Below are 17,504 nucleotides of genomic sequence, written 5' to 3'. Positions count from 1 at the left end.
TATATACTTTAAATTCAAACTCATTCGATGAATTGAATTTTTATGTAAAAGAATTTCCAATTATTAATCAGAAATTTATTAATCAAAAGTATGACTCTAAAGAAAATTTAATATTTAATATTCAAAATGAAATTGGAATTGATAAATATAGTACTTTTAATTCTTTAATTTCTCAAAAAATAAACTATGTTTATCCTAAAAACTACGAACTTCAAGAGTTTTATATTCCAACAAATGAAGAAATAAGGGAATTATTATTTATAAAAAATAAAAAATATGAAAATTTAGATACCCTAGATTATGAAGTAAAAAAAATTATAAACAATAATCAACTATCTCTTATTACAAAATCTTTAATAAAATATAGAACAGACTTTGGAGAGAAAATTGATAAAAGTGCACCATTCGTATTTAAATTTACACTTATTTCTTTCTTCTCTTTTTTTCTTTTAATTTCAATAAAGAACAACAGAGAAGAAAACGTTATAAAAGAAAAACTTGAAGAAAAACAGAATGAAATCAAATTAGCAGAAAAAGAAAATCCATTAAAAATAGGGCCTATATGGGAATTGGGACGATTAGAACTTGGAGAAAATATAACTCAAGCAAGAAAAAAAGCAGATCTTATTTTTTATTTTAGTATCGCCTTTATAATAATTGGTTTCATTGGTTTATGTTGGTCTATTTTTTTACTTTTTAGTTCCCAAATAAATATATCTATCTTAATAGCTGTTGGATCTATTATCCTTGAGTTTTTTGGAGGAACTTTTATATTTTTATATAAAACAACAATAAGTCAATTAAATAAAAATATAGAAATATTGGATAAAATAAATAATGTAGGTATGTCACTAAGAATTCTTGATTCTTTAGACCCTTCAAGTGAGGTATTCAAGGCGAAAATAGAAATTTCTAAATTATTAATAAATTCTAAGTAAAATTTTTGATTTATCAACTCGTTCTCAAAAGTCTAGTTTTAGTTAAAAAATAGACTTCTCATAATTTTATTTAAAAAAAGAGAGGAAAAGAAAATCCTCTCTTTTTTGTACTTAATTTCAATTTTAAAAGTTGTTTTTTGTGATATTTCCATTATATAGCTATTATCCTTATAAAACAAGGGTATATTTATATCAAAATCTTTTTTCAAAGGCTTTAAAATCGATATTAGAGCGTCATTTTTTTCTTAGTTTAAGAACTTGTTTAATTTTTTCTTTTCCTTAAGATTTTTTTAATCTTTTTTTGTATTTTCTGTTTTTTCTCCATTTTTTTCTACTGGATCACTCGGAATATCCCCAAAAGGAAAATAATTATAGTCTATATTTTTCATAATTCGCCTCTCTCTAAAGAAATTTCTTTTTTATATTTATAATATGAGTTTCTAGCAATTTTTAAAAGTTCCATTAATTCCGTATCTTTTAAAGTTCCATTGAAGTCTTTAGATAATTTTTGAATTTTTTCTTTCATTTCCTTTGATTTTTTAGTTTCAAAAGTAAGTCCTTTTTCTCTTCCAATTTTACTACCTTTTGCTTTAGCTACTGCCATTCCCTCTTTTGTTCTTTGTTGCAAGTCTTTGACTTCTTTTTCTGATTGTTCAAATGCGATTCTTATTTGTCTAGTAGCCAATCTTTTTAAATATTCTCTTATACCTCTCATAATTGTTTCATTAAGGTCTATATCATCTGTTTGAATGTTATCGTTTGTTTTTAATTGTTCTTGGTATACTTCTGTATTTATATACCCCTCTTTTAAAAAAATAAGATTTATTCCTGTTTCCAATAAATCCATATACTCATTTATACCTTCCTCAGCGTTTCTACTCATTCTACTAACTGAATCAAATATAATTGTATCATTTGTTTTTAAATTTTTTTTAAGTTTATTCCACTCTTTTCTGTCTGTTGTTGTTCCTGTAAATTGTTCCTGGTATATTTTTGCATTTGGATACTCTTTTAATATATTTTCAATTTGTCTAGTTATACTTTGAGTTTTAGTTGATATTCTACAATAACCATAAATTTTATTCATTTTTCACCCCTTATAATATTAAAATAAGCGTTCGTTATTTTTAATACTTTAATTATATAGTTATTTCCACTTTAAGTCAATACTTTTTAATACTTTTTTACATACCTCATTTTTAATACTAAAAATATTATGACAATCACACTTAATCCTACAAATACATTCCCATTAAAAGTACAGTTATTAAAAACATTAATAATTATCATGTCGTTACCTCCATTAAATTTAAATTAAAAGAGTTAACGTTTCACAATATTTTAAAACGCCCTACCAAGAGACATCTTTATTCTTACAAAGATAAATTTTTAAAATAAAAATCAATTTATCTTTATAAAGACTAAATTTATCCTAGGAGGTTGTATGATTTCAATTAAAATATTACTTTGTTTTTTAAGCTATTGGTTAGAGTTACCAATAGATATAGATACATTGGTATATCAACTTATAGAAGTTTTAATACTAAAAACAAAAAAGAGAGTCTAAAAAGACCCTCTTTAGGCTTCATTATTGGTGAAGAGTGTAAGATTCGAACTTACTGTGCAAGTCTATTTAAAACAGATATCCTGGGTTGGTCGTGTCGAACTCTTCACTTGACAGCACATATACCTACACTCCACTTTAACATTAAGTCTATCATCAAAACCACCGTCCCCTCAAAATATCCACAGTCCAAACAAAGTATGAAACTCATATCAATCTGAAAAAGAAGAGAAGCTATGACAACCCCAAAACTATCTGATAAACTAGCAAATTGCTATTATATCTAAATAATAACATTTTTTTACATTAATTTCAATAAAACATCTAAATAAGGAAGTGCCAACAGTCATATTATATCAAATATATATTTTCCTCCCGCTTAAAGGCTCTTATATCAATATTTAAGCCTTTTTTATTTTTTTATTGCTTTTTATCTTTAGCTTTTATACAATACCCTTAATCATAGTTATACCTATGTACATTTATTCGTTAAAATAAGGGTTAGTCTATGCCCTTATTTTTTTGTTTAAAATAAAAGAGCCACAAAGGCTCTATTTCAATATATTCATTTTTAACAAACTTTCATATTTTAACTTAATGTTCTCTTTTTTATATGCTTAACTCCAATTTATTATCTACTTTTATTTTTAATTTTGAAAGTTTTTCTCTTCTTGGTAATATTTGAACTTTTTCACATTCTCTGCATTTTTTCAAATTAATCCCTCCATAAAATTTTTTAGCTATTACAAAATAAATATGATCAAGTTAGAATAAACTATATTATTTAAGTCTAAAAATCGCTAAAGCTGTTTTAATCGTTAAACAAACGACTAAACGGTTATAGTCATTTTATTAAACAACTGTTTAACTCTTTATATTAACAATCCTAATATTACTCTACTGTTTAAACTCTAAAGTTTAGTACTCACGATTTAATCATGAATATTAGACATAATATAGCATAAATATGTCTCTTTCTATTTTCTTCATCTAACTATTGATTTTATTATATTTATAAGCTATTGGACTAACGACTTTAATTAATCAAAATGTGTTCTTCGTGTTTGTTTAAAATCTTGTTTAAAAAACACTGGCATTTGGAAGCAATCTACCGTATTCAAAATACTGCTTTTTTGATTCTTCCAATAATTGATTTAAAACATTTTCAAAGTCCATAAATATTCTTTTTCCTATTTCACTTTTACAAGTCAACTCTTCTATTTGAATTAATAACTCTCTCATTTTTTTATCATTTTCACTTACTTTATCTTTTATCAAATCACAATCATATGCTTTACTAAGAAAATCATAAATATCTTGTTCTACCATTATTTACTCAACTCCTTAGCTCTTGCTATTTCCTCTGCTTTTAATTGCTTTAAAGTCTTATTTCCAACTAATTCTATTAACTTATTTAGCTCTTTATAGCTCATTGTTTCACACTCCTAAATTTTAATTTTAGGAATAAAAAAAGGTACTACTCAAAAAGTACCTTTCCCCTATTATTTATTTTATATTTAATAGTGCCAGTATCAAAAATATTAATAACAATATTCTAAATAACTGGATATAATCAACATATATTTTCATCATTTAGAAAATTACATCAACTTTTATATTTTTATTATTTCTTAATTCTTTTACTATGATATAACTTATTAAATCTTGTTCCGTTGTTAGTTCTAGAATGTATTTTTCTTTTTCTTCTTTGGTTTCAATCTTTTTAAATTCTAAAACACCATCTCTTTTACCTTGCCAAATAATCAAATATTTAGATATATTTAGACATGAAGTAACTTTATTGACTCTGTTCATCCTTAACCTCTCTATAATATACCATCGTATTATCTTTTCTGTCTTTCATGTAACACTGGGGTATAATTCCTTGCTTTATCATTCTTTGACAATCTCTTTCAAAGAAATCACACATCTTTTTATCAGCTGTTCCACTACACCAATATCCATTTAATACCTTGTAGGTTTTCCCCTCATATTCAAAGGTTGCCCCTACTGGTAAATTTTTTATTTTTTCCATATTTCTAACCTCTTTTCTAGGTAATATAAAAAGTCCTAAAGATTTTCTTTAAGACTTCCCTTTCTTTCTCCTATTTTGAAGATCTATTTTATTTACAATTAAAACTCTTTAGATTTTTATAAATCTTAGCTTTTTTAGACTCTTAGGTTTTAACTCTTTCAATGGACATGAAAAAATATACAAAACACCATTTAAGCCCTTATTTTATATAGATTTATAGCTTTTGTTTTTCCACACTTTTTTGACTAAAAGGGGGCTTAGTTGCCCCCCTTTTCCCTCTTTTTTTGTGGAACTTTTATTTCTTTTTTCCACGTTCTCTATCTATCTTATCCCAATCTCTTTCTTTACCTCTAAATCCCAAAACGGCTTTTGATATGATTTTATGTTGTTTGGTTAAACTCTCTTTACTTTCAAATTCTAAAGAACTTTCTTGCCTATATCTTTTAAGCCATGTTTTAGAATCTTTCAAGCCTACAAAGGAAAAGACACCATCAAAAATTTTTTTAGTCAAAAATAAATCGCCGTTATAGTGTACAAAGGCTTTAAAATGTGAATATTTATTTTCTCTTATCGCTTTTGTTATTCTATCACAGATTAATTTTATATAAAGATTTTCCAGTTCCTCAAAGTGATTTAAACTATTTTTCAGCTTTAATTCAATAGCTTTTATTATTTCCAGTTCATTAACTCCCTTTGGAATCCTTTTTACTTTTAATTCTATTCGTGTATTATAGGGGTAATCTTCCTCTAAGGCTTTTTTATCGTAAATACAAACATCTATTTCCCTATTCTTTATCATATAACTTCTAGTATTTAAATCATAAAGATTTTCAGTTCTTATTACCTCTTTTTCGTTAAGCTCTATCCCTAAAAGTCCGACAATTATATTTGATAGCTTTTTACTTTTCTCAAACTCTCTCATACTATCAATACACAAGTCTAATCTTTTATTTTTAAAGTCTACTACTTGCACCCTCTCCATTATACCCCTCTTAGCCTTTATATAGCTTTTTAAGTCTTTATAAGGCTCTCTATCACTATTAGAATTATGAATATTAACTTTTATTCTGTATAAATTATCTTTATATGAATTAATTGTAATTACTGAATAACTATTTTTTTCTATATCTTCCCTAGTCATAGGGGTTAATATTTCTAAAGTTTCAGTATCTATTGTCGCAAAATCCTTTTTATTTTTACGATTTTGGGTTGTACTTTTTAAGTATTCTTTTTCCAAAGTCCTCGCCCCTCTCCTATTTTCATAAAAGGGGAAAGGATTGACTTTTAAATACCCTTGTTTTTGTAACAAAAATATGATAAACTTCAATTACCAGTTGAGAGTTTATCTTTTTGTTATAAAGCAAAAGATAAAGTCAATCCAAAAGGTTACTATTTGCAGTAGTAGCCTTTTTTTTATTCCTTTTCTGTTGATTCTTCTGAACTCTTTTTTCTGATAGTAATTTTTTTTGTTCTAGGACTATAAGTTATTTCCATTGTTCTATCGTCAGTTTCAACTCCCATATGTTTTAACCATGAATATGGTAAAAATATACGAGGTGTTACTCCGCCAGTTCCGCCAGTTCCTAATGTTACACTTACATCTCTAGTTTCTTTTACTATTTGTTTTTTTTGAGTTCTCTTTTTTTCTTCCAAATTTTCACCCCCTTGTTTTGAGGTTAATTGAATTATACAGCCTGTAAGTCTTTAAGTCAATTATTTTTTTATATTTTATTTTTAATAGTATATTAATACCGTTGATTTTACTAACTTTATACTTATAAAAATTTTTTTGATTTCTTACTTTTACAAATACATTTTTTGTAAAAATAATAATTCATTCACAAAGCCTACCACCACCCTAGTGGATTAAAGAAACAATTTTTTTCATATTTTTTATTATTATAGGTTTTTTCTTCCGAAGATGGAACTGGAATTAATAAAAGTTCCTACTTTTCCAACTCCAAGCAATAAAAAAAAGCTGAAATTAATCAGCTTTATGATACACTTTTTTTAGCTTTTCTAAATCTTCATCATCTATTTCTAACAAAAATAGCTTATTTTTAAAAAATTTTTTTAACTCATCTTTTTCAAGTTCATTCAATTTAATTAATTTATCTTTTTGCTCTTTCGATATATTTGGTAGCTCTCCTAATAATATATTTTGCAATTCTCCTAAAATACCTTCTAAAATTTCTTTCCGTCCTTCAATCGGCAATAAACTTAAAACTTCTTTTAATGTTTTCATTATTCCCCCTAAATTTTAATATTTGTGATTGTTTCACGATCTTATTATATATCTCATTACTCAATGCTTGTCAATAAAAAAGAACCCATTTTTATGAGTTCTCTTAACTTTAATATTTAAAATTATCTCTACTAATTTCTAAACTTATAAAATCACAACAAGAATTTAAATACCCTAATTTTGGATTTGGTACTGGAGATATTTTATTTTGATAAATTACTTTAGAGTTTGTAACTAATCTTTTATGTAACTTTTTAATTTGGTTATATTGTTTATTTAAAAGGTTTCCGTATTTCTTCTCTTCAAGTTTAATATCAATATACTCTATATCTTCATCAGTAACTGGTATCATATTGGATAAAAATATTTTTCCTAAACTCTTTCTATCAATATGATCTTTTAATTTTTCTTCTGGTGTCAAACTTATAATACTTTTTGTATACTCAACTTTTTCTTCTAATGTTTCAAAATCTTCTAATCTCAAAATAGTAAAAGTACTCTTTTTTAATTCACCAGTTAATGGATTATAGTCATTTTCTTTTGGAGAACTCAATGGAATTATATATTTAAATTTAGATATTTCTAAAAGTACTCCAATATAAGCTCTTGTTCCCCCATAATTAAGCAATACTTTACTATCAATTTTTCTATAGTAATTTATAAGTTCATTTCTAACCCTATAAAATTTTAATTCCTCCACAATACCCTCCCTAAAAAAATAAAGTGGGAGCTTTTCCCACTTTTTTTACTCCTCTTAAGGCTGAGAGTATTCCTAGTTTTTTCGTTCCCTCTTAAAGGCTGGGGTATTCCTAGTTTTTTCGTTCCCTCTTAAAGGCTGGGGTATTCCTAAAAATTAAACTCAAACTATCATTTTTGAACTAGGTTATAGTTTCCTATATTTTCTATTATTATACATCTTTAGAAAATAGAAATCAATTATTTTCTTGATTTTTAATGTTAATCTTCTGTATATTTTTGTATTTTCTTCTTTTTCCTTTCTTGATTTTATTTTTCTATATAACAAATCTATTTTTTTAACTACAATATCCGAATATAATTTCTCTTCCATGAAAATACCTCCAATATTTTTTATATAAAGTATATTGGAATCCAGGATAAATTTGAAAGTTTATTTTTGTAAAAAATAGAGTTTTAAATTTATCCTACCTTGTTCGCCCAATTTCTCATTTTTTGAGAAACTGGTAAGCGTGCCTTTTGATTTTTTCAAAAGGACTACTTTTATTTTTTATGATTCAAAATAAAGTTTATGTTTTTCACGCTGCAATTCTCATTTTTGAGAAATGCGTAAGCGTGCCTTTTAAAATTTTTTTAAAAGGACACCCAAAGGGTTAAAATCATTTAAAGCTATTATTTACCTTTTAAAGCCTTTTAAATTTCCCTTTAGTATTTACACCTATTTTTATTTAAAATCTTATTTTGAGTATACCTACACAAAATAATTAACTATTTTTTAGATACTTGTAAAATAAAAAAATATCCAGTATCAAAACTAGATATTTTCAATTAATTTTTATTGAAGTTTCCACTCTCCAAACTTCACCCATTTATTTGCTTTTTTTTCATAAATAACTATTTTTCTATTTTCTCCTAAATACTTAATCAAACCATTCAAACAATTAAAAGCACTTTCATAATCTTTTAGCTCTTTAGATTTTAGTATGGTTTCATTTTCTGATAGTTCAACTTTATACATTAATTGCCCCTTTGTTCATTTCTTCCAATAGCTTTTTAATTTTATGTTGTCTTGCCATTCCTACAAGTTTTTTTCCAGTTTTAGAAATTAAAAGACTTTCGTCAATATCTTCAGTTGTATATATTTTAGTTTGTACATACTCTTTTGAAATATCTTCTATAACCTCATATTTAGCCTTATTTATAAAGTCAAAGGATTTTCTCATGTAAATATTATGTTTTTCTCCTAACCGTTCTAAATAGTCTTTATATAAATTTTCATAGTCTTTTTTAGATATTTTTTTTAATTTTACAATTGGATCACTTGGAATATTTTTTACTGTTTTATTTTTTTCTAACTCTTGAATCGTATTTTCAAGTTGCTCTCTTTCATGCTCTTGTAGTTCTTTTTCTCCAAGTGTTGCCTTTTTTTTCTTTACTGGTTGAATATCTATAATATTATCTTTTTTCTTTTCTTTTTTACTTTTCCATGTAAATACTAAAGTTTCTACATTACGCCCTTTTTTTAACTCTGTTAGTTCTAATTTATCAAAACTTTTTCCTAACTCTTCTAAACAAGGTTTAAAAATCTTTTGTCTAATATTTTTCATTAAATAAGTATTAGGAATCCCCATTATTTCCCTAAAATCATTAATTTTTACAATATATTCTCCTGTACTTTCCCATTGTTTTAGTAACCTAAATAATGTTTTGGAATATCCTCCTCTTAATTCAACTAATTCTTTTAGCTCAAAAAATGTAAATTCTCCCATTATTTCTTTTATCAAGTGTTTAAATCTTGGGTTAATCTCAATCTCTACAACCTTTCTTGTAGGACTTGTTACTATATCCCCAAATAAACTAAAAGCTACATAATCGCCATTAATGTCTTGAACCTCTTGAACTAAAGATTTTAACTTTAAATTAAGTCCTCTTATATTCTTTATTAATCTTGCTTCACTTCTATTTTTTACATCAATAAGACTTTTAAACTCACCAAATTCTAATATCATCTTATTTTCTTTTTCATCTCTAGCTTTTAACAATAAACTAAAAAAAATATCAATTTCCAATTCTGTAAAATTCCCAATTTTTAATTTATTTATATCGTTATGATATTTAACTATTTCCATTTTCCCCCCTTGTTACATTGAGTTACTTTTCGATAGATTTATTCTTATAAACACAATATACATCACTGGAAAGGTAACTGTCAAGATTTATAGTTACTCTTTTGTTACATTAGGTTACTCTAATTGTTACATTGAGTTACTCTTTTGTTACATTGAGTTACCCTTTTGTTACATTGAGTTACCCTTTGCCCTCTGAACTTTCTCTCTACTTGCTGAAATTGAGTACCCCTAAAAGTATTTAAAATATTTAAAATATATTTAAAAGGGAAAATCTTAAAGTTACTATTGAAAAAATCAAAGTCAAAAAACTAATTTTTTAAATAGTCAATAAGTTATGTTTAGATATTAAATTTTTTCAAAAAGGATTTAGCAAACGATCCAAACCAAAATATAAAAAAATATTTCTAGTAATTCCAATTAACCAAAATAAATTTACTAAAAATATTCTAAACTAATTTTCTAAATCCAAAATAAAATACTGGCAACAGTTACAAAATAAATTTTGACGTAGAGGTTTGAAATTGAATAAATTTCACGAACCGCTAAACGTGCCTTTTAAATCTTTTCACGTCAGTTTTTCAAGAATATGAAAAACGAGGAGACGTGTATCTTTAAACCCATGTTTAAAAATATGTTTAAATCAATTCTATGGTATCAAATAAGCTTTTGGAAAACTTTTTAGATAAAATATGCACTTAAGAACAAAACACACCTTTAAATCAATTTTGTGAAATATAGCAAGATATATAAAATGTAATTCTTTGTAAAATTGATTTTAATATAGGTGTAAAACTTAACACGAATATTTTATGCTTAAACTGTTTAAAATTGTTTTTTGGACAGAATAAGAGCTTTTAAATTGATTTTTTAATGGGGTGTATCTAATTAAAATCACATATTTTTAAATTTAATAGTTTTTAGACTCTAAAATTAAATCTAAAATCCTTAAATTTTTGCTTAATAAAAATTTCTGATATACAACCAAAAGTAAAATAAAAATTTGTATAAAAATGTTTTTCCAGTAGGAGAGGAAACAAATAAAAACTAAAAGTTCACGATTAGGAGTTTCTCAAATTGCATTTAAGAAACCCAGTAAAACTGGACTTTGGCAAGTAGAGAAAATTAAAAACACTAGGAATTATATCCCAGTGTAAAATTACTCATCTTCTAAGTTTAAAAAGCTACCAAACGAAAGAGAAAAATCAACTTTACTTTCCTGTACATCCAAAGGATAATCAAGCTCTATCTCTCCAAAACTTCTAGTATAAGCAACATATTTTACATTAAATTCTTCTTGAATACTTTCTAACATTTTTTCAAGCATTTTTTTAAGCCTTTTTTTTCTTTTTATAGATTTAGTTGCCTTAATTTCAAGTTCTAATCGTTCTCTTTTTTCATTGATTTTTTCCATAGAAATAAAATCATCAGCAACAACCACTTTTTCAAATTCAAGCCCTTTAGTAGAGTGAGCAGTCATAAGAATAATATCAGCATTTTTCATATCTTTAACCGCTACATCTTTTAGGTTATCAATGATTTCTGGAATATCATCCTCATACTTATCTACAAGCATTATAGACAATGATAACTCATTATCAAAAATGATACCTTTGTCGTTATCTTCTTTGAGTTCTTTAAAGTTTTTATAAGGCATAAGAGATTGATTTTTATTTTTATCAGAAAAAGCCCAAAACTTGTAAACATCCATTAAAATATCAAATTTAATATTTTCGGGTATGTGTATTTTTTTATGTAAATTCTCTAAAGCAAATAAAATTAAAGTTGAGTTTGCTCTAGCTAAAAAAGTGAATTTTTCATTTTGATTAACGTTTGGAACGATAACGTTTTTGTTGTTTGTCCCAGTTAATTCAATGGATACATTATTTTCTTTGTAAAAGTTTTTAACTATGTTTTCAATGCCTTTTCCAATTCTAAAGGAGTTAGTCAAAGAATACTTAGTTCCATTGACTTTATTAAGTGAATTTATAGCACCTCTCCACATATAAATTTGTTGGAAACTATCCCCAACAAATATTTTTTTAGAGTTAGGGAATTTAGTTTGAATAATTTCAAACATAACAGGGTTAATGTCTTGTGCCTCATCAATAAGAATAGTGTTGTATTTATTGATTGTAGGGGCATAACAATGAAAATCTTTTAGAATAAAATCAAAATTTCTACTGATATTACCGCTAGCCATTCCTTTTAAGACTGTAATAATAAACTTTTTAATACCTCTTTGAAGATTTTCGGGGATTTCATCTTTAACCTCTTTTGTAGAAACATTGTTAATGCTAATTAATAGCTCTTGCAAATAAGATTCAATAAATTGATCTAAATCTGTGGCAAGATATTCAGAGTTTAAAAAAAGATTATAAATACTGATATATTCTTTAACAATATCTATTTTTAAATTAAGTTTTTGAGCTATTTCATGGACACTAATGTTTTTAATTTCCTTATTTTTCAAAGGTGTAATTCTATTTCTAAGACAAAAAGAGTGAATAGTAGAAACTTCAACATTAGGAATATTTAATTTCATTTTCTTTTCGTGGGCATCCTCTTTCATTTTCTTGTTAAAAACAAGATAAAGAAACTTTTCTTTAGGATGTCTTTTAATGTATTCAAAAAGGGTAGTAGTTTTACCACTTCCCGCAACGGCTTCAATAAGCATAATATCATCATTAGCATTAAAAATAAGCTCTTGTTCCTGTGTAAATATCATATAAACTCCTTTAAATTATTATATTTATTCTAAGCTTTAAGACGTAGTAAAAATATAGTTTTTATAAAATAATTATACACTAAACATATTTTCAAACTAAGAAACTTTTAAAAAAAATAAAAAAACTGGGAACTTTATCCCAGTCTAATATTTTAAATTATAGTTTTTCTAATAATTTATATTGAATAAATTTTTGAGAGTCATTATTATCAAAAATAAAGACATTTTTATTTTCTTCATCAACTTGAACGTCAACACTCTTAGATAATTCATTATAACATAATAATTCAAATTTATATCGACCTAACTCACGCAAATTTTCAGAATCTAAAATAATTAGAATATCTTTTTTTATTTCAATCTTTTTTTTTATTCTATAAACACTGTAGCAATTATTAGGGCATACTTCGCCATATTTATAAACTTTATTACAACTAGGACAAATTTTTTTCAATTGATCCCTCCTAAATTCAGCTATTATAATTTTTGTTTTTGTAATTTTTTAATTTTAATTTCTTTTAACTCATAATCAAAACTAACCTCAACTTGTTTATTTTCGATATTTAAACCCATATGTTTAGCCCAACTCATAGGAATACACAATCTTGAACTCAAACTCCCAGAACCCGATTTATGTATCATTAAATTTAAAATTCTAATATCTTTTCTAGGTTTCATAAAGCACCTCGCTAAAATAAAAAGTTGTTTACAGTGGGACACTTTTAAGTTGTTTTCCCTCAACAAAAACATAGTATATTTAAAGCCCCTATGTGGGTTCCTACCCTGTAACAAGTAAGGTCTATCCTCCTACTCAGATAGTCGAGATATATTTTAATATATTTTTTAATAAATAAAAAATAATTTTAATTACTTAAAAATTTATTCAAATAAATAATTCTAAGTTAATATAAATTCTTGTATATACTTCTGTATTCATTTTTTCACAAAATCTTCAAACTAGCTCAATAAATTCAATAGTTTAATCTCAAAAAACCACATTCATTTTTTCTATATTATTTTTTATAGATTATAATGAGTCTTAACAATCTGGTTTTTATAGAGTATTAATCAATTAAAATATAAACTATTGTATAAATATAAATTATTGTATATACTTCTGTATTCGTTTTTTCAAAAAATATTTAAACTAAGTCAACAAAATCAATAGTTTAATTTCAAAAAACCACATTCATTTTTTCACAGATATTTTTGATTAATGATTTTTAAGCCATTTGCGATGAAGTTGTGGTATATTACAACCAATCACCTTAAGAAATCATCAAATATATTATTAATTTTCTAGAGCCATTTGCGATGAAGTTACGGTATATTGTAACCAATCACCTCTAAGTTAATATAATAATAAATATTGTATATACTTCTGTATTACTTTTTTTCAAATTTTTTCAAACTAACCCAATAAATTCAAGGGTTTGACTTCAAAAAACCGTATTACTTTTTTCACATTTATTTTTTTTGTAGATTCTAACTATTTTTGATGAAGTTGTTTTTACAACCAATCACATTAGAATCTATTTTTAAGCCTTATTTTAAAACCTTTTAATGTTTTGTGATGAAGTTTTAACTTAATATAACCAATCACATTAAAAAGGATTTTACACAGTATACTATTTTTTTTGAAAAAATCAATTTTATCTAAAGGTTTAAGAAAATCTAATAGAAATATAATGTTTTTTTAGAGTTGTTTTTTAAAAAATAAAAGTTTATAATCTAATTAACAATTAGAAAAATTAGATACATGGGAACTGAAAAAGAAAGGAAATTAAACCCTTTCTTCTTTTTATTTTTTGTGATTGTTAAGAGCAAATATTAAAAAATAGAGGTACGGAGGTGTACAAATGAATGAATTAGTAGGAGTTAGGTTTCAAGTTGATACTTCAGAAACCGAGAAAAATTTTAAAAGATTAATTTCTACCACAAATAATCTTAATAATTCAATGACTTATGCAATAACAGGCGTAAATACTATCACAGAAGCTTTTTCTAAGCAAAATACAAAAGTTAGAGAGCTAGAGAGCTTATATTCTTTAACTGGAAAAGAATTAAAAAAAGCTAGCGAAGAATGGTATCTGTTATCAAAAGAAACTGGTGTTTCTAGTGAAAAATTAGAAGATCATAGAAAAAAAATAAATGAAGCAAGTTTAGCACATCAACTAATGGGAGAAAAGCTTGAAAATAATAAAAATAAATTAAAAGAATTAAGAAAAGAAAATTTAGGAGTAAACGAATCTTTTAAAATGCAAAATATAGATTTGTTAAATCAAAAAAGTTTTGAATTAGCAAGAGGATTTACTCATATAGGTACATCATCAAAAGGCACAAGTGCAGATTTATTAGCTTTAAAAACCAATATAAATATTTTAAATGGTTTTGTAAAAACATCTGAAAATAATATAAAATATTTAACCGATGAATACTCTAAATTATCTCAAAACACTGGGATAGTAAATAAAGATTTAGAAATTCATAGAAAAAAAATTACTCAAGCAACATTAAACCATAATGATATGACAAATAGATTAGGCTATTTAAACAACAAATTAAGGCAAACAAATAATAATATTAATACATTATCAAATAGTGCCAATAGAAATGGGAATTCATTTGGAATATTGGGTGCTAAAATGTTAGGTTATGTTGGTGCAGCCGTTGGAATAAGAGAGATTATTAGTCTAGGTAAAAAAAGTATTGATATTAATTCAAGTATGATTGAAACGCAAGATAAATTTAATATTGTATATGGTGAACATAGTAAAGAAGCTAATAAGTGGGCGAAGAATTATTCTAATGTATTAGGAATGTCAGAATTAAAAACAAAAGAAGCCATGGGTAATATTCAAAATTTGTTTACAGGATTTGGAATGGATAGAAAATTATCTAAAGATTTATCTAAAGATATTCTAATGTTATCAAATGACTTAGATTCTTTTAATAATTTGTCCTCTAAAGGTATTGATGTACATAAGACAATGCAGTCTGCGCTAATGGGAGAGTCCGAAGCAGCAAAAACTTTGGGAGCTGCACTTACTGAAAAAGAACTTAATAAAACTGCTGAAACAATGGGATATAAACAATATTCCTCAAAAATGGAAGAAACTACAAAAATTATGATCAGATTGAGAACTATCCAAAATCAGAGTAAAGATGCTATAGGAAATACTGTTATAAGCTTAAATACAGAAGTTGGAAAAAGAAGAGTACTGAATAATGAAGTTGAAAAATTTCAGAATATGTTAGGTGAAAAATTAATGCCATTACAATTAAAATACCTTGATACAGGAGCAGAAACTCTTAAATTTTTAACTAATAATGCAGACGCAATAATAAACGTAACACAGGCTCTAGGAGTAATGGGGAGTAGCTATGGAGTATATAAAGGAGTTGGAGCAGTTATTAAAGGCTATGCAAAGGCTACAGAAACTTTATCAAAAGTACAACAAGGTCAAACAGTAGTTACAAATCTATTAACTTTAGCTCAACAAGGTTTAAGTGTAGCTTATAGATCCAATCCAATTGGATTTGTTCTAGGAGGAATAACAGCTGCGATTGGAGTAGGATATTTACTTTATAAAAATTGGGATACTCTTAAAGAAAAAGCATATGGATTATGGTCCGCTATGGAAAATAACCCTTTTGGAAGAGCTGCAAAGTTTATAATTCAATATTTAACTCCTGTTGGACAATTGACTACTGGAATCCAAAAACTTTATGAATGGTATAAAAAGTTTAAAGGAGAAGAGGATATTAATAAAACTACGACTGTTACAGGAGTTATAAAAACACCAGTGGAATTAGATAAAACACAAGCAACAAGTACTCCAACAACTAAAATAGTTAATTCCATAATAGGAGAAAAACAAAATCAGAAAAAAGATGGAAGCCACAAGACAGGGTTACCTTATGTTCCTTTTGATGGATATGTAGCTGAACTTCATAAGGGCGAAAGAGTTTTAACAGCTGAAGAAAGTAAAGCTTATAATAGCACAATTAACAACAATCATAGTTCTACAATTAATAACAACAAACAAAAATCACAAAATAAACTTATTTTAAATATTGAAAAAGTTATAGATCATATTAATGTAAATGGAACCCAAGAAATAGACTATAAGTCCATAGCTTCAAAAGTAGTAGAACACATTATTCCAAAGTTAGAAATAGCTTTAGCTGAGGTTTAAATTACACATATATTTTTTATATATTGACTATTATTTAGCTTTAAAGGTATTATTAAATAACAAAATAAATTTAAAGGAAGTGAGGATATTGAGTAAAAATTTTAGAAAATTAGTGATTCAGTTTAATGATATTGAAAAACTTTTTAATTTTTTTAAAAAAGTTAACAATTGGGAAGTTTCAACAACAACTATAATGGGAATCGATTATATTGTCTTTTCTGGATATAACGATAAAGTAATATTCCCTTATCCTAAAAATAACAAAAAAATACTTTCTAGCTCTAATGTAATGAAACAGGATGAAAAAATGGTTGAGTATGATGATAAAGGTATTTCTTACAATTTACCATTAAAAGATGATATTTTATATAAATTATATAAAGATTTACATAAAACTTATAACTCACTATTTTCAGAAGAAAATAAAGGTGCAGGAGAAGACTATGATGATTCGGTTTCAATATCAATAGGTCTTTCAGAGAATGATTTTATTTAAAGAAAAAGAGTCGATTTTTGTCGGCTCTTTTCAAATAAAAATTAAAAAATAAAGACTAATACCCCTCATTAATTTTTCAATGATGATAATTGCGATTAAAGAAATACAAACCTTAGTAGTAAATTTGCATTTTTCTCAATAAAATCAACGTCTACTCATTAGATAGCAGTTTTTTTATTTTAAGTAGTCAATAAAGTTATACTTTTTCTAATTTAGAGTTTCCCTCCATTTTCCAAAATTTCTTTAATTTCCTTATATTTTTTTAATAGTCTAAAAAAATATTTTAGTTTATTGAGGATATTTTTGTATTTACATTTTTGAAAATTAAAGATGTAAGTGATATAATGAAATGTTATAAAAACTGAGTTCAAATTATTAAATTCAAATATAAAAATAGTAATATAAAAATTTTACTCATTATATATAAGAAAATTATATGATTTCTCATGTCTTATTAATAATAAATATTAAGAGGAG

The 17,504-nt window shown here is 25.4% G+C and carries 18 protein-coding genes; 4 read left to right on the top strand and 14 right to left on the bottom strand.

Features of this window, described 5'->3' with window-relative positions; all coding sequences use genetic code 11:
* A partial coding sequence (locus tag ACRCYC_RS10230; protein ID WP_438532420.1) for a TRADD-N-associated membrane domain-containing protein occupies positions 1-938 on the top strand: 938 nt, incomplete at its 5' end.
* Between the two features lie 385 nt (positions 939-1,323).
* Here ACRCYC_RS10230 and ACRCYC_RS10225 read toward each other — a convergent pair.
* Positions 1,324-2,025: a recombinase family protein gene (locus ACRCYC_RS10225; RefSeq protein WP_438532419.1), complete on the bottom strand. Its 702-nt coding sequence runs from the start codon at positions 2,023-2,025 to the stop codon at positions 1,324-1,326.
* Between the two features lie 357 nt (positions 2,026-2,382).
* Here ACRCYC_RS10225 and ACRCYC_RS10220 point away from each other — a divergent pair, with 357 nt between their 5' ends.
* Positions 2,383-2,505, top strand: coding sequence for a hypothetical protein (locus tag ACRCYC_RS10220; protein ID WP_438532418.1), 123 nt, complete (start codon positions 2,383-2,385; stop codon positions 2,503-2,505).
* 1,077 nt (positions 2,506-3,582) lie between these two features.
* On the opposite strand, the gene ACRCYC_RS10215 is transcribed toward ACRCYC_RS10220, so the two are convergent.
* The 13 genes from ACRCYC_RS10215 to ACRCYC_RS10155 all read right to left on the bottom strand — a co-directional run bounded on the left by ACRCYC_RS10215 (position 3,583) and on the right by ACRCYC_RS10155 (position 13,010).
* Positions 3,583-3,831, bottom strand: a complete 249-nt coding sequence (locus ACRCYC_RS10215) for a hypothetical protein (RefSeq protein ID WP_438532416.1) — start codon at positions 3,829-3,831, stop codon at positions 3,583-3,585.
* Between the two features lie 264 nt (positions 3,832-4,095).
* Positions 4,096-4,317, bottom strand: a complete 222-nt coding sequence (locus ACRCYC_RS10210) for a hypothetical protein (RefSeq protein ID WP_438532415.1) — start codon at positions 4,315-4,317, stop codon at positions 4,096-4,098.
* Positions 4,301-4,537, bottom strand: a complete 237-nt coding sequence (locus ACRCYC_RS10205; RefSeq protein ID WP_438532414.1) for a hypothetical protein — start codon at positions 4,535-4,537, stop codon at positions 4,301-4,303. Before ACRCYC_RS10205 ends, ACRCYC_RS10210 begins: the two co-directional genes overlap by 17 nt.
* A gap of 295 nt (positions 4,538-4,832) precedes the next feature.
* Complete coding sequence (locus ACRCYC_RS10200; RefSeq protein ID WP_438619034.1) at positions 4,833-5,774, bottom strand: hypothetical protein; 942 nt, start codon at positions 5,772-5,774, stop codon at positions 4,833-4,835.
* 176 nt (positions 5,775-5,950) lie between these two features.
* Positions 5,951-6,190, bottom strand: coding sequence for a hypothetical protein (locus tag ACRCYC_RS10195; protein WP_438532412.1), 240 nt, complete (start codon positions 6,188-6,190; stop codon positions 5,951-5,953).
* A 331-nt stretch (positions 6,191-6,521) separates the two neighbouring features.
* Entirely contained in the window at positions 6,522-6,782 is a 261-nt protein-coding gene (locus tag ACRCYC_RS10190) for a hypothetical protein (RefSeq protein ID WP_438532411.1), read from the bottom strand.
* A gap of 109 nt (positions 6,783-6,891) precedes the next feature.
* On the bottom strand, positions 6,892-7,482 hold the full coding sequence (locus ACRCYC_RS10185) for a type III toxin-antitoxin system ToxN/AbiQ family toxin (RefSeq protein ID WP_438532410.1): 591 nt from the start codon (positions 7,480-7,482) through the stop codon (positions 6,892-6,894).
* Positions 7,483-7,665: 183 nt separating this feature from the next.
* Positions 7,666-7,851 carry a hypothetical protein gene (locus ACRCYC_RS10180; protein ID WP_438532409.1) on the bottom strand — a complete coding sequence of 62 codons (186 nt, stop codon included), beginning with the start codon at positions 7,849-7,851 and terminating at the stop codon, positions 7,666-7,668.
* Between the two features lie 462 nt (positions 7,852-8,313).
* Positions 8,314-8,496, bottom strand: a complete 183-nt coding sequence (locus ACRCYC_RS10175) for a hypothetical protein (protein WP_438532408.1) — start codon at positions 8,494-8,496, stop codon at positions 8,314-8,316.
* Positions 8,489-9,607 (bottom strand): replication initiation protein, encoded by a 1,119-nt coding sequence (locus tag ACRCYC_RS10170; RefSeq protein WP_438532407.1) that lies wholly within the window; start codon positions 9,605-9,607, stop codon positions 8,489-8,491. The genes ACRCYC_RS10175 and ACRCYC_RS10170 overlap by 8 nt, the downstream gene beginning before the upstream one ends.
* 1,156 nt (positions 9,608-10,763) lie before the next feature.
* Positions 10,764-12,332, bottom strand: coding sequence for a UvrD-helicase domain-containing protein (locus tag ACRCYC_RS10165; RefSeq protein ID WP_438532406.1), 1,569 nt, complete (start codon positions 12,330-12,332; stop codon positions 10,764-10,766).
* Between the two features lie 157 nt (positions 12,333-12,489).
* Positions 12,490-12,786 (bottom strand): hypothetical protein, encoded by a 297-nt coding sequence (locus tag ACRCYC_RS10160; RefSeq protein ID WP_438532405.1) that lies wholly within the window; start codon positions 12,784-12,786, stop codon positions 12,490-12,492.
* 23 nt (positions 12,787-12,809) lie between these two features.
* Entirely contained in the window at positions 12,810-13,010 is a 201-nt protein-coding gene (locus ACRCYC_RS10155) for a hypothetical protein (protein WP_438532404.1), read from the bottom strand.
* A gap of 1,181 nt (positions 13,011-14,191) precedes the next feature.
* Here ACRCYC_RS10155 and ACRCYC_RS10150 point away from each other — a divergent pair.
* Positions 14,192-16,531 carry a hypothetical protein gene (locus tag ACRCYC_RS10150; RefSeq protein ID WP_438532403.1) on the top strand — a complete coding sequence of 780 codons (2,340 nt, stop codon included), beginning with the start codon at positions 14,192-14,194 and terminating at the stop codon, positions 16,529-16,531.
* Positions 16,532-16,619: 88 nt separating this feature from the next.
* Entirely contained in the window at positions 16,620-17,027 is a 408-nt protein-coding gene (locus ACRCYC_RS10145) for a hypothetical protein (RefSeq protein WP_438532402.1), read from the top strand.
* The last annotated feature ends 477 nt before the right edge of the window (positions 17,028-17,504 follow it).

The sequence above is a fragment of the Paraclostridium sp. genome (assembly GCF_051657365.1).
Taxonomy (GTDB): domain Bacteria; phylum Bacillota; class Clostridia; order Peptostreptococcales; family Peptostreptococcaceae; genus Paraclostridium.
Note: the sequence above shows the minus strand (reverse complement) of the source record. Positions and strands in the feature narration are given on the sequence as shown.